Genomic DNA, 20,641 nt, shown 5'->3' on the forward strand with positions numbered 1-20,641 from the left:
GTATGAGCGCGCCAAATGAAAATTGGCGCGTAGAGCCCCCGGCGTGCGCCACAGCCCCAGAGAAACCAATATGGCACTTCGCAACATCGCGATCATCGCGCACGTTGACCATGGGAAAACGACCCTTGTCGACGAACTTCTGAAGCAGTCGGGCTCGTTCCGCGAAAACCAGCGCGTTGCAGAACGCGTCATGGATTCGAACGATCTCGAAAAGGAACGCGGCATCACCATTCTCGCCAAGGCGACTTCGGTTGAATGGAAGGGCGTTCGCATCAACATCGTCGACACCCCCGGCCACGCCGATTTCGGTGGCGAAGTGGAGCGTATCCTCTCGATGGTGGATGGCGCCATCGTTCTCGTCGATTCCTCCGAAGGCCCGATGCCGCAGACCAAGTTCGTGGTCTCCAAGGCACTCAAGGTTGGTCTTCGCCCGATCGTCGCGATCAACAAGATCGACCGTCCGGACGGCCGTCATGAGGAAGTGATCAACGAGGTCTTCGACCTCTTCGCCAACCTCGACGCCACCGACGAGCAGCTCGATTTCCCGATCCTCTACGGTTCGGGCCGCGATGGCTGGATGAACTTCAACCCGGAAGGTCCGAAGGAAGAAGGTCTTGCGCCGCTTCTCGATCTCGTCCTGAAGCACGTGCCGGAGCCGAAGGTCGAAGAAGGCCCGTTCCGCATGATCGGCACGATCCTGGAAGCCAACAACTTCCTCGGCCGCATCATCACCGGCCGCATAGCTTCCGGCTCGGTCAAGCCGAACCAGGCCGTCAAGGTTCTCGGCCAGGATGGCAAGACCATCGAAACCGGCCGTATTTCCAAGATCCTGGCGTTCCGTGGCATCGAACGCACCGCCATCGAAGAAGCCCATGCGGGTGACATCGTGGCGATTGCCGGCCTTTCCAAGGGGACGGTTGCCGATACCTTCTGCGATCCGTCTGTCACGGAAGCCATGACGGCGCAGCCCATCGACCCGCCGACGGTGACCATGTCCTTCATCGTCAACGACAGCCCGCTGGCTGGCACAGAAGGCGACAAGGTGACAAGCCGCGTTATCCGCGACCGCCTGTTCAAGGAAGCCGAAGGCAATGTTGCCCTCAAGATCGAGGAAGCGGAAGGCAAGGATTCCTTCTTCGTTTCCGGTCGTGGCGAATTGCAGCTGGCCGTTCTGATCGAAACCATGCGCCGCGAAGGCTTCGAGCTTGCCGTGTCGCGTCCGCGCGTCGTCATGCACAAGGATGAGACGACCGGCGAGACCATGGAGCCGATCGAAGAAGTCGTCATCGACGTCGATGAAGAGCATTCCGGCGTCGTCGTGCAGAAGATGTCCGAGCGCAAGGCTGAAATGACGGAACTGCGCCCCTCCGGCGGCAACCGCGTTCGCCTGAAGTTCCTGGCGCCGACCCGTGGCCTCATTGGCTACCAGTCGGAACTGCTGACGGATACCCGTGGCACGGCCATCATGAACCGCCTGTTCCACAGCTACCAGCCGTTCAAGGGTGCGATTGCTGGCCGTAACAACGGCGTTCTTTTGTCCAACGGTTCGGGCGAAGCTGTTGCTTACGCCATGTTCAACCTGGAAGATCGCGGCCCGATGATCATCGAGCCGGGCGAGAAGGTCTATCAGGGCATGATCATCGGCATTCACTCGCGCGATAACGACCTGGAAGTGAACGTGCTGAAGGGCAAGCAGCTGACCAACATCCGCGCCGCTGGCAAGGATGAAGCCGTGAAGCTGACGCCGCCGATCCGCATGACACTCGACCGCGCTCTCTCCTGGATTCAGGACGATGAGCTGATGGAAGTGACGCCAAAGTCCATCCGTCTGCGCAAGATGTATCTCGATCCGAACGATCGCAAGCGTTTCGAGAAGTCCCGCGTGGCCTAATAAGGCCTCTCGACACTACTGACGACCCAAAGGCTCCGGTTGAGATCGGGGCCTTTTTTATTTGGACCGCTATGATCGAAGTCTTGTTCAACCCCTTAAAGATGCGTTAACTTGATTGCACCGCAAATGATGTGCGGTGTTGTCGCGATACATGTTCTCGCTTCAGTGGCAAACTCGGGTTGACGTCATGAAGACACTCACAATCGATGTGCGGCGGGCCGAACCCGAAGATGCCGCAGCCGTGTCAGAAGTGCATCGCCTGGCATGGCATCAAGCCTATGCGGGCCTTATTCCGCACAAGCCGCTGATTGAAATGCTGGAACGGCGCGGCGAAGGCTGGTGGCGACGCGCAACGCGCGGCCCGGCAACGCTGCTGGTGCTGGAAGTCGCCGGAGCGATTGCCGGTTATGCCACGGTCGGTCTCAACCGGGCGCGGGCCTTGCCGCAGGACGGCGAGATCTACGAAATCTATCTGCGCCCCGAATTTCAGGGCATTGGCATGGGACGCCGCCTGTTCGGCGAATCCCGTCGGTTGTTGAAGTCGCTTGGCTGCAATGGCCTTGTGGTGTGGTGCCTGGAAGATAGCGAGCATGCGGTTCGCTTTTTCCGTCGTCACGGCGGCCAGGATATTGCCGAGGGTATGGAAGGCTTCGGCTCCGTCAGCCTGCGCAAGATTGGCTTTGTCTGGCCCTGATGAGGCTCGGTTCCGGGTTAGGACAACCTGCGTCTTTGGTCCCCTTCAACACCACTTTTCTGGTTGCGGAAGCTCTATTTTTTGTCTGAGTGATGCCCAGAGTGGGCTGGAGTTCATGTAGCACAGCTGATGTTTGGCAGGACGGCGCCATGAGGGGCATCAACAGCTGCTACAGCATGTCGCGCAAAAGTGTGCAGTGATTTTGCGATGATGACATACATAAAAACAAGAAGTTAAAGCAGGTGGCATGAGGCTGATAAGCCGCAATGTGCTTTAGATCGTAGGATGCAAACGGACCGTATGCTTCCATCGAGCTAAGCCAAGTAAAGAAGCGACCGGTCCGGCAAAGGGACAGATCGCGAATGTGATTGAAAGGCCAGATTTCCGACAACGATTTGCTTCGCTAAAGGTCGCTGCTATCGGTTCTCGTGGCCTTGCGGGACATGAACGCAATTCCCATTGCGATGATCATCAACCCGCCTGCGCACAGGAAAGTCATCTCCATGCCCTCTGCAATCGCTATGGGTGCCGCGTGGACGAGATCCTCCGTTCCGGCGCCGAAGGCGAAGATTGCTCCCATGAACGATGCGCCTGATATAAGACCCAAGTTACGCGAAAGGCCAAGAAGTCCCGAGATCGTGCCGTGCTGCTCTTTGGGGACCTTCGCCAGCGCTGCCGTGTTGTTGGCGGCTTGGAAAAGCTGGTAGCCCGGCGTCAGGACAGTGATGGAAAGCACATATCCGACGATGCCACCTGTATTCGGCAGAACCGCCAAAAGAAAAGCCCCGACAGCCAACAGAGCAAGCCCGATGGCAAGCACGCGGCCACCTCCCCATGCATCGACGAGTCGCCCTGATGGAATGCCGCTGACAATGGAAATTACCGGGCCAATCGCCATGACAAGTCCGATCAGCGTTTCCTTCAGGCCGAGGCCGAGAGCGAGATAAAATGGTCCGACCACCAATGTCGTCATCATGACGGCGGCGACTAAGAAGTTGACGAAAAGATAGGGTGTAACGCTCCTGTTCAGCATCGACCGAAAACGCGCTGACACCACTTTGTTCTTGCCTCGAGGATTCTGCACCAGTCTGAAAGCAAGAAGCAGAGCCACAACGGCCAGCGGCACCTGCACCCAAAAGATGCCGCGCCATCCCGTCACTGTGATCAGCAGTCCACCGAGCGATGGGCCGAGTGCGGTGCCTAATGCCGATACCGTGCCCAGCAACCCCATGGCTTGGCCAACGCGAGCTTCGCTTGCGGTTTGGCGCATGAGCGCCATGGCAAGTGTCATAAGAAAAGCCGCACCGATACCTTGAAGCGCTCTCGCGCCGACCAGAAACAGCAGATTGGGTGCAATGGCGCACATGAGCGAGGCTGCGGTGAAGATAGTTAAGCCGGCCAAAAGCATCGGTTTCAGGCCAAAACTGTCACCGAACCGGCCCGCTATGACGACGAAGACTGTCAGGGTTGCGAGATAAGCGACAACGACCATTTGTACCTCAGAGAACGGCGCAGAAAACGCCTGGGTGAGTGCCGGCAGTGCGATATTGGCGATGCTGGTGCCGAGCGATGCCAGTAGCATTGACAGCGCAAGTGCAAGCACTGCACTCGATTGTCCCTTTTCCGATCCCGTTGTGTTTGGCTTTTTCATGGAATGTCCTCTTGCCAGGTTTTCGATTTGAGAGCAGGCTGCCACTTCAATACGACTTGAGGTCAAGCATGAAATTTCTGGACATAGGTGAGGTTGCGGCACTGAGCGGAATCAGACCCTCCGCATTGCGCTACTACGAAGAGGCAGGGTTGATTTTTTCAGTCTCGCGACATGGTCTGCGCAGACAGTTTCCGCCTGACGTGCTGCTGCAGCTCAAACTGATCGCCATGGGTAAGTCTGCTGGTTTTTCGCTGGAGGAGATCGCGGGCATGTTTGGGCGGAACGGTGCACCGGACCTGCCACGCGATGTGCTCCACAAGAAGGCCGACGAGATCAATCGGCAAATTCGTCAGCTGACAGCTTTACGCGACACACTTCGTCACGTCGCCGACTGTCCGGCTCCCTCACATATGGAGTGCCCCACATTTCGGCGATTGGTGGATCTGACAGGCAAACGCAGCGGCAAGCGAAATAGCACGGTTAAATCCAAAGGGAGACCTGTCTTCTGATGGCGGTGCGTGTTCCGTGCCAGAATTCTGGCTCATCTGGCCCATGAACAGTGGTAATATGCGTAGCAATAGGCTGGTCGCAACTTCTGTTTGTGAGAGGGGGCTGAGGGGCTAGACGGCGGACATTGCGGCTCAAACAAGCGCACGATTATGTTCGTCTGCGTGCCCGCAATCGGCCGTATCCGGACTTTGCCTGTTGAGATGTTGTTTCTCCCCACCCGCAATTACCCCTGCCAAGGCTGGGTTTGCGCCGCCTCTTGTTGCAATGCAGTGCGTTTCCCATTATCGAAGCGTCACCATAAATCGCTCTCGGAGAGAACCATGCGTATTGATGCGATCAAGATCGGCAAGAACCCGCCGGACGACGTTAACGTCATCGTTGAAGTGCCGGTTGGCGGCCATCCAATCAAGTACGAGATGGACAAGGACGCCGGTGCGCTGATCGTTGACCGCTTCCTCTACACGCCAATGACCTATCCGGGCAATTACGGCTTCGTGCCGCACACGCTGTCTGAAGACGGCGATCCGGTGGACGTTCTGATCTGCAACACGCGCCCGCTGGTGCCTGGCTGCGTGATCAATGTACGTCCGATTGGCGTCATGGTCATGGAAGACGATGGTGGCAAGGACGAGAAGATCCTTGCCGTGCCGGTGCCGAAGCTGACCCGCCGTTACGACAAGATCGAGAACTATACCGATCTGCCGGAAATCACGCTGAAGCAGATCGAGCACTTCTTCGAGCACTACAAGGATCTGGAGCCCGGCAAATGGGTGAAGATCGGCGGCTGGCAGGATGTGACCGTTGCCAAGCGTTTGATCGTGGAAGCAATCGAGCGCTACAACGCGCAGAAGTAATGCTTGAGAGCGGTTCACCGTTTCACGGAAACGCTGAACCGCTCTCACTCTTTGTATTGACGCATTTCAGGACGGAAAACCGCTACACGCTTTTCCCAGGTAAGTGCGCTAGCCTCTCAGGCGTTCATTGAGTTTGCTGATCAAATCCTCCGGGTCGCCCTCGATCCGGAGGATTTTTTTGCGCGCCGTTTCACCGGAGAGAATTGAGATGGCACTCTTGGGCACGCGCAGCCATTTTGCCAGCAACTGAATAAGGGCCTTGTTGGCCTTGCCATCCTCGGGAACGGCAGTGACACGCGCGCGAAGCCAGGATTCGCCATCTTCGGCGGTCTCGATCTGCTCCACGGCGTCGCGCGATGCGTTCGGCGTCAGCCGAACGCTGAGGCGAATATGATCGCCAAAGGATTTTGCCGCGCTCAACGAATGAACATAGGCGCGATGGTCGTCCACATCAGCGAGCGGATGAAGAAAATGATCAGCAGCAGGATGACCGGCGAAATATCGATGCCGCCGAGGCTTGGCATGATGCGACGGATGGGGCGGAGTGCCGGTTCCGTCAGGTTGAAGAGCATCGTGCCGATCGAATTGACGAACTGATTGCTGGAATTGATGACGTTGAAGGCATAGAGCCACGAGAAGATGGCACTGATGATCAGAACCCAGGTGTAGAGGTTCAAGGCCAAATCGATGGTCTGAAACAACGCGAGCATCTATATCTCCATTTCTCGGTTGACAGACATGTAGACATTGGCGAGTTGAGGAACAAGGCCTGAGTTTTAGCGAAGGCGAATCATAGTGAACGCGCGCGAGACGATGCGCTCCCGCGCCGCCGAAAGCGTGTCGATCCGATGTCCATTTCCGCCTCCGAAGACCGTTTTGCCGCGTTTCGGCATTCTGCCTATACGCGCTTCTTCTTCTCTCGCTTTCTCGCCGCCTTTGCCATCCAGATTGTCAGCGTTGCTGTTGGCTGGCAGATGTATGACGTGACCGGTAACGCGCTCTATCTCGGGCTGATCGGGCTGTTCCAGTTTCTGCCGTCGCTGCTGTTGATCCTGGTTACCGGTTCCGTCGCCGACCGCTATAACCGGCGTGCCATCGTGGCGATCTGCCTGGCGATAGGCACTCTCTGCACCGCTGCGCTTCTGGCCCTGACGCTGACGCACCAGTTTTCGCCCTGGCCCGTTTTCGCAATCCTGATCGTCTTCGGTATCGAGCGTGCATTCATGGGGCCGGCAGTGCAATCGCTTGCGCCCAACCTGGTGCCGGAGAAAGACCTGCCAAATGCGGTGGCCTGGAACTCCTCCTCCTGGCAGACAGCCTCCATCGTGGGGCCGGTGGCCGGTGGCCTTCTCTATGGGTTGAGCCCGGTTGCGGCCTATGCCGTTGCGCTGATCTTCATGATCGTGTGTATGCTGTTGATCATCAGCATTCCCAAACCGCCACAACGCACCGTCTCCAAGGCTGTGAGCTGGTCGACCATACTGGCAGGTTTCCGCTTCATCTTCAGCGAGAAGGTGGTTCTGGGCGCGATCTCGCTCGATCTGTTTGCTGTGCTCCTCGGCGGCGCCGTGGCGCTGATGCCGATCTTCGCCCGCGATGTTCTGGAGCTTGGTCCCTGGGGATTGGGTCTGCTTCGTTCGGCGCCGGGGATCGGCGCGGTTGCGGTTGCCATGCTGCTTGCGGCCTATCCCATCCGCAAGCATGCGGGCCTTGCCATGTTCATCGGCGTTGCCCTGTTCGGTGTTGGCACCATTATCTTCGGCCTGTCGCAAGCGCCTTGGCTTTCCATTGCCGCGCTGATGTTGATGGGGGCCGCCGACATGATCTCCGTCTATGTTCGCGAAAGCCTGATCCTGCTCTGGACGCCCGATGACGTGCGCGGCCGCGTGAGCGCGGTCAACATGGTTTTCGTCGGTGCATCGAACGAACTGGGTGAGTTCCGCGCCGGAACCATGGCGCATATCATCGGGGCGGTTCCTGCTGTGGTGATCGGCGGCTTCGGCACGCTGGCTGTTGCCGTCGTCTGGGCCTTTTCCTTCCCCAAACTGCGTCAGATCGACAATCTCGACGCCCCGAGCGATCGGTAAGGTTCGATTTATACGCTCTCCAGCTTCGGCTTCTGAGGCTGGTTGGCAAGCCATGTCTCACGCTCGAACACCAGATCGAGAAAATCACTCAGCCATGCCTTGAGGGGCGTATCGAAAATCATCCGGCCTTCCAGATGCTCGCGGCCCTGCTGCGCATTGGGCATGCCGAAACGGGATGCGCCGCGCACCACCCAGCTGTGCATCATGGCGCGTGTCAGTTCGGCGTGGAACTGCACCCCCCAGGCGTTTTCGCCAAAGCGAATGGCCTGATGTGGATAGGCATCGCCTTCCGCCAGAAGCTTCACGCCACGCGGCAGATCGAAGCCCTCATGGTGGAAGTGATAGACCATCGAGGGCCAGTTCATCAGAAGGCGGCCATGTTCTGTTGGCCGAAGCGGATACCAGCCGATTTCCGTCAACCCATCCCTGTGGGCCTGAACCTTGCCGCCCAGCTGACGCACAAGCATCTGGGCGCCGAGACAGATGCCGAGATAGGGCTTGTTTTCCTTCAAGGGGATGGAGATCCAGTCGATCTCCTGTTTCACGAAGGGCTCCGGATCGTTGGCGCTCATGGGCCCGCCGAAGATAACCGCACCGGAATGCGCCGACAGGGTGTCGGGAAGCGGATCGCCCAGTGCCGGCCGGCGGATATCCAGGGGATAGCCCTTTGCTTCCAGCATCTGGCCCACGCGTCCGGGGGACGAGCGCTCCTGATGAAGAACGATGAGGATTGGAAGTTTTGGCATTGCCCGGTTTGGCGACATCAACATTTCTCGGAACCCTTCAATCTCCTCCCTTATCCCTTCCGACGGTTCTTGCCGCCACCTTCTGTCTTTCCGTTACCCGGTCTCGTGCAGACACGCCGAGAAGATCGGCAATTCTCCAGATCACATGATCTTCCATCTCGCTGCGCTCTCCATCGGCATAAACGAGATCCCACAAGGCACCGACCAGAGCCACGCATTCTTCCGGGGTGAGGTGCCGCTTCAGGTCGGATGTGAAGCGATAATAATCCACCGCTTCCGAACCCGCGGTGCGGCCCGCCTCCATCAGCGCATCCACATGGCTTTTGTCGAGCTGATACCGCTCGCGCAGCATATCCTCCAGCCGCGTCTTCTCCTTCGCCGAGACGCTGCCATCTGCCTCCATCACTTGGAAGCAGAGGGCCGCAAAGGCGACACGGGGATCGTCCGGCGCGTAATCGTTATCCGAACGGCCAACGCCCAGTTCCTGAAAGAATTCCTGTATCCGGTCAAACATCGGCATGGGTCAGAACAATCGCAGTCTCGTGGGCGTTTCGGAACTTGTGGTGGTATCTTTCACGCCGGGATCATCCGGCGGTCTTCCATGGAAAGGATCAGCCGCCTCCGGCTCCTTCTTGACGTCCACCCTTGCCTCTGCCTGCTTGGCCTCAGGCTTTGCCGGTTCGACGACGGACAGGCTCGGCGGTTTTGCGGCGGGCTGCCGTGCTTCCTCTCGCTTTACCGTTGCCGCAGGCTTCGGCTTTGCATCGGGGGAGCCACCTTGCGTGACGGGTGGCAAGCTGGCGATGGCCGTTTCGGCGGCAAGCGTGCCTTCCTCGATCGGACCTTCCAGCTGACCGAATGGCCGCTTCCATTCGAAGGCATCCAGCCTGCCGGTGATGGGCGACAGGGGGAGCCAGTGATCGGACACATAGCCATCTGCCACCCAGGCAGGATCGCGCGGTGCCCGCACCGCCTGCGCCATCCAGTGGCGAATGCGGCCCTGATCTCCCGTTTCGCGATCTTCAATATCGGCAAGGAGAAGATAGATGCTTTCGCGTGCATCCATGCGAAGCGCCGCTTCGGCTTTTTCCCGCGCCAGCTTGAAATTCTGCGTGTCCAAGGCGGCCTGCGCCACGGCCAGAAGCGATTCCGGGTTGTTCGGCTTCAGCTTTTCCAGACGCTCGGCGCGGAGCATGCGATCTGCCGCACTATCTCCCGGACGGGCACGGACATAGAGGCGCGCCACTTCGGGATGCGGCTCGATCTTCCAGACATTTTCAAGAACGCCAGCGGCACGGCGAAGATTGTCTTCCCGCAGATAGGCCTTGGCCGCGACAATGGCAGCGGGCACAAGATTGCGGGCGAGCTTCAGAGCGGCCTTGGCATCGTCCTTTGCGCTCTTGGGCTCCGATTCCAGCCGCTCGGCTGCACGGGCTGTGAGCAGAACGGCCTTCCAGCGATCAGCCCGCTGCTTGTCGATGACATTGGAAACCTTCTGCTGATCGAGAAGACGGATTGCATCCTCCCAGCGTCCGGCCTGACAGCGATGCTCCAGCGTGGCTTCCGCAGCCCAGGGCAGATAAGGGGCGTTTTCAACGGCGGCTTCCGCATATTGGCGGGCGGCATCGTTTGCTCCCAGACGCCGCGCTTCCATGTAGAGACCGCGCAAGCCCAGTTCGCGGGTCTCGGGGTCGTCTGCCATTTTCTCGAACTTCTCGCGGGCCTCTTCGTGACGGCCTTCGATGAGGGCTGTTTGCGCCTCGAGAAGATGGATCAGCGGTTCCTGATCTGCCCTCAGAAGGCCACGGGCGCGTGCCGTCATCTTTCGTGCAAGAAGCGAATTTCCAGCGCCAGCCGCGATCAGGCCTGTCGACAGGGCCTGATAGCCGCGATCCCGCTTGCGGGCGCGAAAATAGCGACGAACGGAGTGGGGCGAAGTCCAGATCGTCTGGATCAACCACCAGAGAAACATGACCGCACCGAGCAAGGCCACGACAGCGGTGGCCGCGACCATGATGCTGGTTTCGATGAGCTGGTCCTGCCAGGTGATGGCAATGAGGCCCGGACGGTCAGCCAGCCAGGAAAAGCCCCAGCCCAGGGCGAGAGTGACGACCGCGAAAATAAACAGACGGATCATTCAGTCTCTCCTCAACCCTTGGTGCCGCTGGCGGCCATGGCGCGTGTCAATGTATTGGCGGCGAGATCATCCACCTCGATACGCGCATCCAATGCCTGCCGGTAATCCGCAGCCGCTGTTCTGGCGGCCTCTGGCAGACCATCCCATTCGCTGACAGCGGCTTTCAGGTTGCCGTTCTTGATGCGCTCTTCGATCCGGGCAATCCTTGCTTCCGGCGTGTCACCCTCAGCTTCGCCCACCGGACGCACCTTGACCACCCGCATGGCGCTCGACAACAGGCGGCTTGCAATGCCCTCATTCTCCGTCGGCTGGTGAATGGCATCGATCATTGCATTGGCCGCAGCCGGGAAGCGGCGGACGAGTTCGGCGCGTGTCGGCACGCCCTTTTCCGCATAGGCCTGCAGTTTCGCAAGCGAGGGATCGTCAGCCGCAACGCTGGAATAGGTCTCAAGCTCAGCCGCGAAAGAGCCGCCGCGATCCGTCGCAGCCTTGAGCCCCGCCGCGGCCAGTGCGCGAGCAATGGCCTGCTCACGTCCCGGCTGATTGATCCGCTGTTCCAGCGCCTGCAGCTTTTGACCAAGCTGGGCGCTGTTATCGCCCATGGCTGCACTTGCAGATTTCACATTCTCGAGGTCCTGCTGGAGGGCCTGAACCTGCTGGGCAAGATCACCCCCGCCATTGCCGGATCCTTGCTCCAATGCCTCCAGTCTTGCGACGACATCCTGCGACGGGCCGGCTTTCTGGAGAGTTGCCATCTGCTGGCGCAGGCTCTCTATGTCTGCGGAACTGTTGCTTCGTTCCTGCGTGAGGCTTGGCAGAATGCCCGCATATTGCATGCTGCCCGCCAGCAGAAGCGAGACAAGGCCGCCAACAATGCCAGCCGCAACCATGGAGGAGGTTGCCGGAGACTGTTTGACCGGGCGGGACGAGGTGGTAGCGGCCGGGGGCTCGGTCGGATGTGAGCTTGCCGTCTCGGGCTCATTCTCTTTTTTCGGGCCGAATGGAGATGTCGGTTCGGCTGTGGGCGAGGCGGTCTGTGGCTCGGTTGGCAAGTCGGAGGATTGCGGGCTGGCCTTGGCTGAGGCACCGTCTGAGACTTCCTCGCCGGGTTGTGCTTCCACCGTTACGGGCTCTTTGTCGGGTGCAGCGGCGTCACCTGCGGCGGGAGCGCTCTGCGCTGCGCCAGCTGGGGCCTGCCCTGCTTCAGGGTTTTGGTCGGGCTGAGAGGCATCCGTCGTGGCATCGGTATCGTTGGCACGAACCGGTTCGGCAATGGCCGCCTTCTCCTCAGCCGCCAGATCGAGTGTGACCGGCGTTTTGCCGGAGCGGGAACGGCGGGGCGGCTTATCCGAAACCATAGCAACCTCTTCTGGAACATTTCTACTTCAAACTAGTCAGCCGGAAAGACGAATGAAAGAGCCTGAACGTATTTTGGTTCCAGACCTCTTTCTAAAGCCTTGCCAGCAGGTCATCCTCCGTCGGCTTGTCTGCGACCGAAATCACCAGCGGAAACTCTGCCGGAAGACCGGATGCGACCTTGTGGCTGAGGCAAATCGCCCGGCACTCCCGCCAAGCCTGCGGCCGATCAAACAGGGCGTGCTGCGTCGCAAACAGCCGTGCTGCCTCACGAGAGTAGAGCAACACGGCATCCGGAACCGGCGTCAGCAGCGCACGTTGCTGTTCATCCCACGACAGAGGTTTCATCTCGTAACATTCGGCAAGGCGAAACTGGATGCCGGCCGCGGCAAGTTCGGCTTCAAGTTCTGGTGATCGGGGGGAGCCGGCAAGATAGAGGAAGTCTTGAAGACCTCTTGAGATCATCAGTGCAGCCAGATCTTTTCCCGTGCCGCCGCCTTCCACCACATGGGTAAAGCCTGCCTTGCGAGCCTTGGCGGCACTGGCGCTGCCGACCGCATAGAGGGGTAGATCCAGATAGGCCGCCATGGGCAGCGAGGCGATTGCCCGAAGGGCTTCGCTGCTCGTCAGCACCAGCGCGCGTGGGCGATCCTGCAAGGCTGCCCAGGCCGCCTGTGGCCTGTGCAAAGGTTCGGTGAGCGGCAGGAGGATCGGATGATGGCCGAGCGCGACAAGCCTTGCGGCGGTTTTTGCGCCGCTTGTGGCTGGCCGGGTTACCACCACCCGCATGGATCAGGTCCAGCTTTCGAAGAAGCCGGTGCCTGCAGCTTCGCGCACCATGGTGCCCGCCTTTACGCCAAGTGTTCCGGCGTCTGTACGCAGCCCTTCAATCTCAACCGAATGTTCCTGTTGGCCATCGGGTGTCAGAATGAGGCCCGAGAACTTCAGGCGTTCGCCATCGCAGATTGCGAAGCCCGCGATGGGTGTGCGGCAGGAGCCGTCCAGTGCCGCCAGGAAGGCGCGTTCGCAGGACACGGCGTCCCAGGTCGGGCGGTCATTGATTGGATCGAGGAGATCGAGAACGCGCTGGTCGCCAATTCTGCTTTCAATGCAGATGGCACCTTGCGCGGGTGCCGGTGGGAAGTCATTCGGATCCATCAGCTCTGTTGCAACATCCGGCATGCGCAGCCGGTTGAGGCCTGCAAGCGCCAGAAGCGTTGCATCCACCTGCCCCTCTTCCAGCTTGCGAAGGCGTGTTTCCACAAGGCCGCGGAATGTGATGACCGTGATATCCGGGCGTCGGCGGCGAATGAGCGCCTGGCGGCGCAGGGAGGAGGAGCCAATTGTTGCGCCATCCGGCAGGGCCATGAGGCTGGGTGCCGTGCGCCCGATGAAGGCGTCCCGGAAATCTTCGCGGGGAAGATAGGCCGAAAGCTGGAGGCCCGGCGGAAGAAGGGTTGGCATGTCCTTTGACGAGTGGACGGCAAAATCCAGCTCACCCGTCAGCAATTGTGCCTCGAGTTCTTCGGTGAAAAGGCCCTTTCCGCCCACCTCTGCGAGAGAGCGATCCGTGATGCGGTCTCCCTTCGTGGAGAGCACGACGATTTCGAACATTTCCTCCGGCAAACCATGTGCTGCCATGAGGCGGGCACGCGTTTCTGACGCCTGCGCCAGCGCCAGAGGGCTGCCGCGCGTGCCGATGCGGAAAGGTTTTGTTTGCATCTGTCTTCATCCATTGTTACGCGGTAGCTTCGTACCCGGCTTTGGCCGGTATCGCAATTCATCCGAGCTTTCGCCTCTGTCATGACTCGTCCGCTTCGCATTCTCGGCATTGAAACAAGCTGCGATGAAACCGCCGCTTCTGTGGTGCTTCGCCACGAAAACGGGAGCGGGGAGATCGTCTCCGACGTCGTTTTGTCGCAGCTGGAAGAACACAGCGCCTTTGGCGGCGTCGTGCCGGAAATTGCCGCCCGCGCCCATGTGGAGGCGCTCGACGGACTTGTCCGGCAGGCTTTGTCGCAAGCTGGTCTGACGGTTCACGATGTCGATGCGGTGGCCGCGACCTCTGGTCCCGGCCTGATTGGCGGCCTGCTGGTCGGGCTGATGACCGGCAAGGCCATTGCCATGGCAGCCAACAAGCCGCTTTACGCAATCAACCATCTCGAAGGGCACGCGCTGACTGCGCGTCTGACGGACGGTCTGGAATTTCCGTATCTGATGCTTCTCGTATCCGGCGGCCACACCCAGCTTGTGCTGGTGAAAGGCGTGGGAGATTATGAGCGGTGGGGCACGACGATCGACGATGCCCTTGGTGAGGCTTTCGACAAAACGGCAAAGCTTCTCGGCCTTCCCTATCCCGGCGGTCCGGCTGTTGAAAAGGCGGCACGGGCTGGAGATGCCAGCCGCTTCGATTTCCCCCGCCCACTGGTCGGCGAAAGCCGGCTGGATTTTTCCTTCTCCGGCTTGAAGACGGCAGTCAGACAGGCGGCAACGGCCATCCAGCCGCTCAGCGAGCAGGATATTGCCGATATCTGCGCCTCCTTCCAGCGCGCAATCTCCCGCACATTGAAGGACCGTATCGGGCGTGGTCTGGCGCGTTTTCAGGAACGGTATCCCACGCTCCAAACACCGGCTCTGGTGGTGGCGGGCGGTGTTGCGGCAAATCAGGTTCTGCGCGCAACCCTGCAGGAGCTTTGCGATCACCACCGCTTCCGCTTCATTGCGCCGCCCATTCGTCTTTGCACGGATAATGCGGCCATGATTGCCTGGGCGGGGCTTGAACGCATGGCGGCGGGCCTGCCAAGTGACCCTATATCCGTTGCGCCGCGTTCACGCTGGCCACTGGACAAGGAAGCTGCCGCTTTGATTGGATCAGGAAAACGAGGTGCAAAGGCATGAGCGGACGTGAAAACATCGTCGTCATCGGTGCAGGTGCCTTCGGGACTGCCCTGGCCACCGTGATTGCATTAGAGGGGAGGGTGCCCGTTACGCTGATCGGGCGGGATCCTTCGCTCATGGCGGATCTGCGCAACGACCGGGTTCATAACGCAGCGCTGCCGGGCGTGCCCTTGCCGGACAGCCTCGATTTTTCCGCAGAGCCGGATGCGCTGGAAGAGGCCAGCATCGTGCTGTTTGCCATGCCCTCGCAAGCCCATGCGGATGCGGCGCGCCATTACGGCCCCTATCTGGCCAGGGACACGGTACTGGTGTCCTGCGCAAAGGGGATCGAGCGGTCGAGCGGCCGACTTTTGACGCAAGTGCTGAGCCGGGAATTGCCGCATCTTGCCGTCGGCGTTCTGTCCGGTCCCGGTTTCGCCGCAGATATTGCGCGCGGTCTGCCCACGGCCATGGCCGTGGCCTCTACCGATCCGGCCATTGCCGAGCGTCTGGCGCGGGTCATTTCCGGCCGGACATTCCGCCTTTACGCCTCTGGCGATCCCGTTGGGGTGCAATTGGGTGGCGCGTTGAAGAACGTGCTGGCGATTGCCTGCGGCATTGCCGAGGGCGCGGGGCTGGGTGAATCCGCCCGCGCTGCCCTGATCTCGCGAGGGCTGGCGGAAATGTCTCGTCTGGCTGAAGCGCTGGGTGGCCGCGGCGATACCATTCGCGGACTTTCTGGCCTCGGCGACCTCGTTCTGACCGGGACCAGCCATCAATCCCGCAATCTGCGCTTCGGCATTTCGCTGGGTCAGGGGCATCCAGCTGACATGTCCGGCGGCGCACTGGTGGAAGGCGCCTTCACGGCGGCGATTGCCTCCGATCTTGCGGCGCGTCATCAGGTGGAGCTTCCCATTACAGAAGCGGTTGCCGCGATGATCGAAGGACGGCTGGACGTTTCGACAGCGCTGGAACAGCTGATGTCCAGGCCCATCACCACGGAATAATCAAGACAGGAGATTTGCGGCATGGCACTTTTTGCCTTCCTCTGCACCGACAAGCCCGGACATTTGAATGTGCGCATGGAAACGCGCCCCGCGCATGTGGATCATCTGAATGCGCTGAACGAAAAGGGCATTCTGAAGATGGCCGGCCCCTTTCTGGATGGCGAAGGCAAGCCGAATGGCAGTCTGATCATCGTCGAGACCGAAACGCTCGAAGAGGCTCGCGCTCTGGCCGATGCCGATCCTTACGCAAAGGCCGGGCTGTTCGAGACGGTTGACGTGAAGCCCTATAACTGGGTCTTCAACAAGCCGGGGGCGTGAGAGATCATGGCCTATTGGCTTTACAAGTCCGAGCCCTTCAAATGGTCCTGGGAAATGCAGAAGGCCAAGGGGGAGGCCGGCGAGGAATGGACCGGCGTTCGCAACTATCTGGCGCGCAACAACATGCGAGCCATGAAGATTGGCGACAAGGGCTTCTTCTACCACTCGAATGAGGGTTTGGAGGTGGTGGGTATTACAGAAGTCTGCGCACTTTCCCATCCCGATTCCACCGCCGAGGGCGATCTGCGCTGGGATTGCGTGGATATCCGCGCCGTGTGCGACATGCCGAAGCCAGTTTCCCTGAAGGCGATCAAGGCAAACCCCAAGCTGGAGAAGATGTCGCTCGTCACCTCCATGCGCCTTTCGGTGCAGCCGGTGACCGAAGAGGAATATCTCGAGGTTTGCCGCATGGGTGGCTTAGACAACCCGCCACGCTCGCCGGAATAGGGATATGGTTCTGAAGACGGATCCTCTGGCTTTCATCCGGGCCAATACGGCTCTTTCCTCTCCGCCGCATGTGCCGGAAATCCGGCTACATCTGGCGGATGAGGCGCATGAGTTGTGGCAGAAGACGGAGGAGGAGCTGGAACAGATCGGTCTGCCGCCGCCCTTCTGGGCCTTCGCCTGGGCCGGAGGGCAGGGGCTTGCCCGCTATGTTCTCGATAATCCTTCGCTGGTGGCAGGCAAGCGCGTGCTGGATTTCGCCACCGGCTCCGGCCTGGTTGCGATTGCTGCCGCCAAGGCGGGGGCGAGCCATGTCCTGGCTGTCGATATCGATCCCTGGACCGAAAGCGCCGTGCAACTGAACGCCCAGGCAAATACGGTCGACATCAGCTTTACCTCAGAGGACTGGGTGGGGCAGCCGCTGGCATGCGACATTCTGCTGGCGGGCGACGTTTTCTATGACCGCGATTTCGCCGCCCGGCTGGTGGACTGGTTCGGCACGCTGGTTAAGCAGGGCGTCGAGGTGATCGTCGGCGACCCCGGGCGCTACTATCTGCCCAAGGATCGGCTGGAATCCCTTGCTGTGTATGAAGTGCCGGTGACCCGCGCCTTGGAGGATTCAGAGGTGAAGCGCACGACCGTCTGGCGCTTCAAGCCCTGACGACATCGCCACTCAGGGCGCGCCCCGGATGACGCAGACGCCGTGCTCCACGGAGCAGACCGTTTTTGTTTCCTGCGCATTGGTTTCCTGCTCGACAAGGATGACCTTTGCCTTCGGCGCGAGGAAGGTGATCTTTTGCGGGCTGCGCGTGGAGAAAGCCTGAGCGTAATAATAGGTGCCGTTGCGGTGAAAGCGTGCGACCGCCATATCCCCGGCGAAGGTGCCGACGCCGCGCACATAAGAGGGTATCCCGTCGCCGCCGACGATATCATGCCGGTAGACATGATGCCCGTGAAAACCATTCTCGCTGCCACGGCCAGAGGTGCGAGCGTCCCAGCGGCGATGTTCTCCATGGCGGTAGCCGTCGCCGCCGGATGAGCGTGTCAGCGAGTTTGGCGCTGCGGAGAAAAAGCTTTCCGCGTGACCTGACGATGCAAGGCTGGCGAAGAGGGTGACGGCGGCTGCGAAGAGCTTGAAGCGATGTGCCATCATGGCGCTGCCTCTCTCGTGACGTTAGGAGAAAGTTAACGCTTATCATTAACTATTGGTTTCGCCAATCAAGCAAAGATTCGCTTGCAGAGACAAACAAGGCACGACACCCTATCGACTGCCGCTCCACAATCGATTAAATTTAAAATCCTTCTTGAAACGGCTTGTGATCTTGCCACGCCGTAGGTAAATCACCCAATGATGCAATGCACATATCTTCGGCAGAGTGCATTGCCGGGAGCGCGCCCGTATCAAACCGCGCACCGAACGCCGCGAGGATATGATGGCGAATGTGACAAATAAGCGGCCGCTGTCGCCGCACCTTCAAGTTTACCGTTTCATCCCCACCATGGCCATGTCGATTGTTCACCGCATTACAGGCGGCGCACTGTATTTCGGCACGGTGCTTGTGGCGGCCTGGCTGATTGCAGCCGCCTCCGGGGAAGAAGCGTTCAATTATGTGAACTGGTTCTTCGGTTCTCTCGTAGGACAGATCATACTGTTCGGCTACACCTGGGCGATGCTGCATCATCTGCTGGGTGGCCTGCGCCACATCATGTGGGATCTGGGCTATGGCTTCGAGAAGGAATTCTCGACCATGCTCGCAAAGGCCAACCTCGTTGCATCCATCGTGCTCACCGTTCTGGTGTGGGTCGTCGTTCTGATCGTTCGTTGAGGAGAACATCAATGGATATGCGTACTCCCCTCGGCAAGGTTCGTGGCCTGGGTTCGGCCAAGAGCGGGACCGATCACTTCTGGAAGGTGCGGACGACCTCGCTCGCACTCGTGCCGCTCATGCTTTTCTACGTGGTCTTCCTGATCATGTATGCGGGCAAGCCCTATGCAGACGTTGTTTCGGCTCTTTCCAACCCGTTTATCGCCACGATCAATGCGCTGACGATCATTGCCGGCATCGTGCACATGAAGCTCGGCATGGAAGAGATCATTCAGGATTACATCCACACTGAAACCACGAAGTTTGCGCTTCTGGTGCTCAATTCCTTCTTTTCGCTTCTGGCCGGCGGGCTCTGTCTTTTCGCTGCCCTGAAGATTGCATTCGCAGGATAAACATTCCATGGCATCGATCACTCCCATCGCGCAGAACGGCAAGGCTTACACCTATGTCGATCACTCCTACGACGTTATCGTAGTAGGAGCTGGCGGCGCTGGTCTGAGAGCGACACTCGGCATGGCCGAGCAAGGCTTCAAGACCGCCTGCATTACGAAGGTTTTTCCGACCCGTTCGCATACGGTCGCGGCGCAAGGCGGTATTGCAGCCTCCCTGCAGAACATGACGCCGGACAGCTGGCAGTGGCACCTTTACGATACCGTGAAGGGCTCCGACTGGCTGGGCGATGTCGACGCCATGCAGTACATGGTCATGGAGGCGCCGAAGGCGGTCTATGAGCTTGAGCATTACGGCGTGCCATTCTCGCGTAACGAGGAAGGCAAGATCTATCAGCGCCCCTTCGGCGGTCACATGCAGAACTTCGGCGCTGGTCCGCCGGTTCAGCGTACCTGCGCCGCAGCAGACCGCACGGGTCACGCCATTCTGCACACGCTCTATGGCCAGTCCCTGAAGAACAACGCCGAATTCTTCATCGAATATTTCGCCCTCGATTTGATCATGTCCGATGACGGTCGCTGCACCGGCGTAGTGGCATGGAACCTCGATGATGGCACGATCCATCGCTTCGCGGCGAAGATGGTCGTTCTGGCAACTGGCGGCTATGGTCGTGCCTATTTCTCCGCGACGTCCGCGCATACCTGCACGGGCGATGGCGGTGGCATGGTTGCCCGCGCCGGCTTCCCGCTGCAGGACATGGAATTCGTTCAGTTCCACCCGACCGGCATCTACGGTTCAGGCTGCCTGATTACCGAGGGTGCGCGTGGTGAGGGTGGCTATCTGGTCAACTCGGAAGGCGAGCGCTTCATGGAGCGCTATGCTCCATCCGCCAAGGATCTGGCATCGCGTGACGTGGTTTCCCGCTGCATGACGATGGAAATCCGCGAAGGCCGCGGCGTTGGCAAGAACAAGGACCACATCTTCCTGCATCTTGACCACCTCGATCCAGCCGTATTGCATGAGCGCCTTCCCGGCATTTCGGAAAGCGCGAAGATCTTTGCGGGCGTTGACGTGACGCGTGAGCCGATCCCGGTTCTGCCGACCGTTCACTACAATATGGGCGGCATTCCGACCAATTATTGGGGCGAGGTGCTGAATGCCGATGCCAATAATCCGGATCGCATTCTGCCCGGTCTGATGGCGGTCGGTGAAGCTGGCTGCGCGTCGGTTCACGGTGCAAACCGTCTCGGTTCGAACTCGCTGATCGACCTCGTGGTCTTCGGCCGTGCGGCGGCGATCCGCGCTGCACAGGTCATCAACCGCGACGAGCCGATCCCGGCGCTGAATACGGCGGCCTGCGACAAGATCATGGACCGTTTCGACGGTCTGCGTCATGCCGCTGGCGGTACGCCGACAGCCGTTCTGCGCGACAAGATGCAGCGGGCCATGCAGGAAGATGCGGCCGTCTTCCGCACGCAGGAATCGCTCGAAAGCGGTTGCCAGCGCCTGACCTCGATCTGGGGCGAGATGAAGGACATCAAGGTTACCGATCGCTCGATGATCTGGAACTCGGATCTGGTCGAGACGCTCGAGCTGCAGAACCTGATGGCCAACGCGATTACGACTGTGTTCAGTGCGGAAGCCCGCAAGGAAAGCCGTGGCGCCCATGCACGCGAAGACTACAAGGACGGCCCGATGGGCGGTCGCGACGACGAAAACTGGCGCAAGCATACGCTTGCCTGGGTCGGCGCAGAAGGCGATGTGAAGCTGGATTATCGTCCGGTTCACACCGACCTGATTGCCGATGGTATCGAACTCGCAAAGATCGCGCCGAAGGCACGCGTGTACTGATC

The 20,641-nt window shown here is 59.7% G+C and carries 22 protein-coding genes and 1 pseudogene; 13 read left to right on the forward strand and 10 right to left on the reverse strand.

The window, feature by feature from the left end:
- Window positions 1–70 precede the first annotated feature (70 nt).
- A complete protein-coding gene (gene typA / locus ACFSE1_RS13025) occupies window positions 71–1,891 on the forward strand; it encodes a translational GTPase TypA (RefSeq protein WP_377401920.1) in 1,821 nt (606 codons plus the stop codon).
- Between the two features lie 187 nt (window positions 1,892–2,078).
- Window positions 2,079–2,585, forward strand: a complete 507-nt coding sequence (locus ACFSE1_RS13030; protein ID WP_377401923.1) for a GNAT family N-acetyltransferase — start codon at window positions 2,079–2,081, stop codon at window positions 2,583–2,585.
- A gap of 403 nt (window positions 2,586–2,988) precedes the next feature.
- On the opposite strand, the gene ACFSE1_RS13035 is transcribed toward ACFSE1_RS13030, so the two are convergent.
- A complete protein-coding gene (locus ACFSE1_RS13035) occupies window positions 2,989–4,236 on the reverse strand; it encodes an MFS transporter (protein WP_377401926.1) in 1,248 nt (415 codons plus the stop codon).
- A 68-nt stretch (window positions 4,237–4,304) separates the two neighbouring features.
- Here ACFSE1_RS13035 and ACFSE1_RS13040 point away from each other — a divergent pair, with 68 nt between their 5' ends.
- Window positions 4,305–4,745 (forward strand): helix-turn-helix domain-containing protein, encoded by a 441-nt coding sequence (locus tag ACFSE1_RS13040; RefSeq protein WP_377401929.1) that lies wholly within the window; start codon window positions 4,305–4,307, stop codon window positions 4,743–4,745.
- A 321-nt stretch (window positions 4,746–5,066) separates the two neighbouring features.
- A complete protein-coding gene (gene ppa / locus ACFSE1_RS13045; protein WP_377401932.1) occupies window positions 5,067–5,600 on the forward strand; it encodes an inorganic diphosphatase in 534 nt (177 codons plus the stop codon).
- Between the two features lie 108 nt (window positions 5,601–5,708).
- On the opposite strand, the gene ACFSE1_RS13050 is transcribed toward ppa, so the two are convergent.
- Entirely contained in the window at window positions 5,709–6,050 is a 342-nt protein-coding gene (locus tag ACFSE1_RS13050; RefSeq protein ID WP_377401935.1) for a DUF167 domain-containing protein, read from the reverse strand.
- Entirely contained in the window at window positions 6,017–6,310 is a 294-nt protein-coding gene (locus ACFSE1_RS13055) for a YggT family protein (protein WP_377401938.1), read from the reverse strand. The genes ACFSE1_RS13050 and ACFSE1_RS13055 overlap by 34 nt, the downstream gene beginning before the upstream one ends.
- A gap of 117 nt (window positions 6,311–6,427) precedes the next feature.
- Between ACFSE1_RS13055 and ACFSE1_RS13060 the strand changes: the two are divergent.
- Window positions 6,428–7,687: pseudogene (locus tag ACFSE1_RS13060) on the forward strand (MFS transporter); the annotation flags it as partial.
- Between the two features lie 8 nt (window positions 7,688–7,695).
- Here ACFSE1_RS13060 and ACFSE1_RS13065 read toward each other — a convergent pair.
- The 6 genes from ACFSE1_RS13065 to hemC form a co-directional block, all read right to left on the reverse strand.
- Entirely contained in the window at window positions 7,696–8,457 is a 762-nt protein-coding gene (locus tag ACFSE1_RS13065; protein ID WP_377401941.1) for a glutamine amidotransferase, read from the reverse strand.
- 13 nt (window positions 8,458–8,470) lie between these two features.
- Window positions 8,471–8,947 (reverse strand): tellurite resistance TerB family protein, encoded by a 477-nt coding sequence (locus ACFSE1_RS13070; RefSeq protein WP_377402219.1) that lies wholly within the window; start codon window positions 8,945–8,947, stop codon window positions 8,471–8,473.
- A gap of 9 nt (window positions 8,948–8,956) precedes the next feature.
- Window positions 8,957–10,570, reverse strand: a complete 1,614-nt coding sequence (locus ACFSE1_RS13075; RefSeq protein ID WP_377401943.1) for a heme biosynthesis protein HemY — start codon at window positions 10,568–10,570, stop codon at window positions 8,957–8,959.
- 11 nt (window positions 10,571–10,581) lie between these two features.
- Entirely contained in the window at window positions 10,582–11,928 is a 1,347-nt protein-coding gene (locus tag ACFSE1_RS13080; protein WP_377401946.1) for a hypothetical protein, read from the reverse strand.
- A 91-nt stretch (window positions 11,929–12,019) separates the two neighbouring features.
- A complete protein-coding gene (locus tag ACFSE1_RS13085) occupies window positions 12,020–12,715 on the reverse strand; it encodes a uroporphyrinogen-III synthase (protein ID WP_377401949.1) in 696 nt (231 codons plus the stop codon).
- A gap of 3 nt (window positions 12,716–12,718) precedes the next feature.
- On the reverse strand, window positions 12,719–13,648 hold the full coding sequence (hemC, locus tag ACFSE1_RS13090; RefSeq protein ID WP_377401952.1) for a hydroxymethylbilane synthase: 930 nt from the start codon (window positions 13,646–13,648) through the stop codon (window positions 12,719–12,721).
- An 81-nt stretch (window positions 13,649–13,729) separates the two neighbouring features.
- Between hemC and tsaD the strand changes: the two genes are divergently transcribed.
- Genes tsaD through ACFSE1_RS13115 form a run of 5 tightly spaced genes read left to right on the forward strand, consistent with a single transcriptional unit; the run spans window position 13,730 to window position 17,233 of the window.
- The gene (gene tsaD, locus ACFSE1_RS13095) at window positions 13,730–14,824 is read left to right on the forward strand and encodes a tRNA (adenosine(37)-N6)-threonylcarbamoyltransferase complex transferase subunit TsaD (protein WP_377401955.1); all 1,095 of its coding nucleotides are present in this window, start codon (window positions 13,730–13,732) and stop codon (window positions 14,822–14,824) included.
- Window positions 14,821–15,810: an NAD(P)H-dependent glycerol-3-phosphate dehydrogenase gene (locus ACFSE1_RS13100; RefSeq protein ID WP_377401958.1), complete on the forward strand. Its 990-nt coding sequence runs from the start codon at window positions 14,821–14,823 to the stop codon at window positions 15,808–15,810. The genes tsaD and ACFSE1_RS13100 overlap by 4 nt, the downstream gene beginning before the upstream one ends.
- A 21-nt stretch (window positions 15,811–15,831) precedes the next feature.
- Window positions 15,832–16,128 (forward strand): YciI-like protein, encoded by a 297-nt coding sequence (locus ACFSE1_RS13105; RefSeq protein ID WP_377401961.1) that lies wholly within the window; start codon window positions 15,832–15,834, stop codon window positions 16,126–16,128.
- Window positions 16,129–16,134: 6 nt separating this feature from the next.
- Window positions 16,135–16,575: an EVE domain-containing protein gene (locus tag ACFSE1_RS13110; protein ID WP_377401964.1), complete on the forward strand. Its 441-nt coding sequence runs from the start codon at window positions 16,135–16,137 to the stop codon at window positions 16,573–16,575.
- Between the two features lie 10 nt (window positions 16,576–16,585).
- Window positions 16,586–17,233, forward strand: coding sequence for a class I SAM-dependent methyltransferase (locus tag ACFSE1_RS13115; protein WP_377402222.1), 648 nt, complete (start codon window positions 16,586–16,588; stop codon window positions 17,231–17,233).
- Window positions 17,234–17,245: 12 nt separating this feature from the next.
- On the opposite strand, the gene ACFSE1_RS13120 is transcribed toward ACFSE1_RS13115, so the two are convergent.
- On the reverse strand, window positions 17,246–17,725 hold the full coding sequence (locus ACFSE1_RS13120; RefSeq protein WP_377401967.1) for a hypothetical protein: 480 nt from the start codon (window positions 17,723–17,725) through the stop codon (window positions 17,246–17,248).
- Window positions 17,726–18,005: 280 nt separating this feature from the next.
- Between ACFSE1_RS13120 and sdhC the strand changes: the two genes are divergently transcribed.
- From sdhC to sdhA, 3 genes are read left to right on the forward strand one after another with little or no spacing between them, the layout of a single operon-like run.
- Window positions 18,006–18,398, forward strand: coding sequence for a succinate dehydrogenase, cytochrome b556 subunit (gene sdhC, locus ACFSE1_RS13125; protein WP_377401970.1), 393 nt, complete (start codon window positions 18,006–18,008; stop codon window positions 18,396–18,398).
- An 11-nt stretch (window positions 18,399–18,409) separates the two neighbouring features.
- A complete protein-coding gene (gene sdhD / locus ACFSE1_RS13130) occupies window positions 18,410–18,790 on the forward strand; it encodes a succinate dehydrogenase, hydrophobic membrane anchor protein (protein WP_377401973.1) in 381 nt (126 codons plus the stop codon).
- Window positions 18,791–18,797: 7 nt separating this feature from the next.
- Window positions 18,798–20,639: a succinate dehydrogenase flavoprotein subunit gene (sdhA, locus tag ACFSE1_RS13135; protein ID WP_377401976.1), complete on the forward strand. Its 1,842-nt coding sequence runs from the start codon at window positions 18,798–18,800 to the stop codon at window positions 20,637–20,639.
- Window positions 20,640–20,641 lie beyond the last annotated feature (2 nt).

Source organism: Affinirhizobium helianthi, assembly GCF_042680945.1.
Lineage (GTDB): Bacteria > Pseudomonadota > Alphaproteobacteria > Rhizobiales > Rhizobiaceae > Neorhizobium > Neorhizobium helianthi.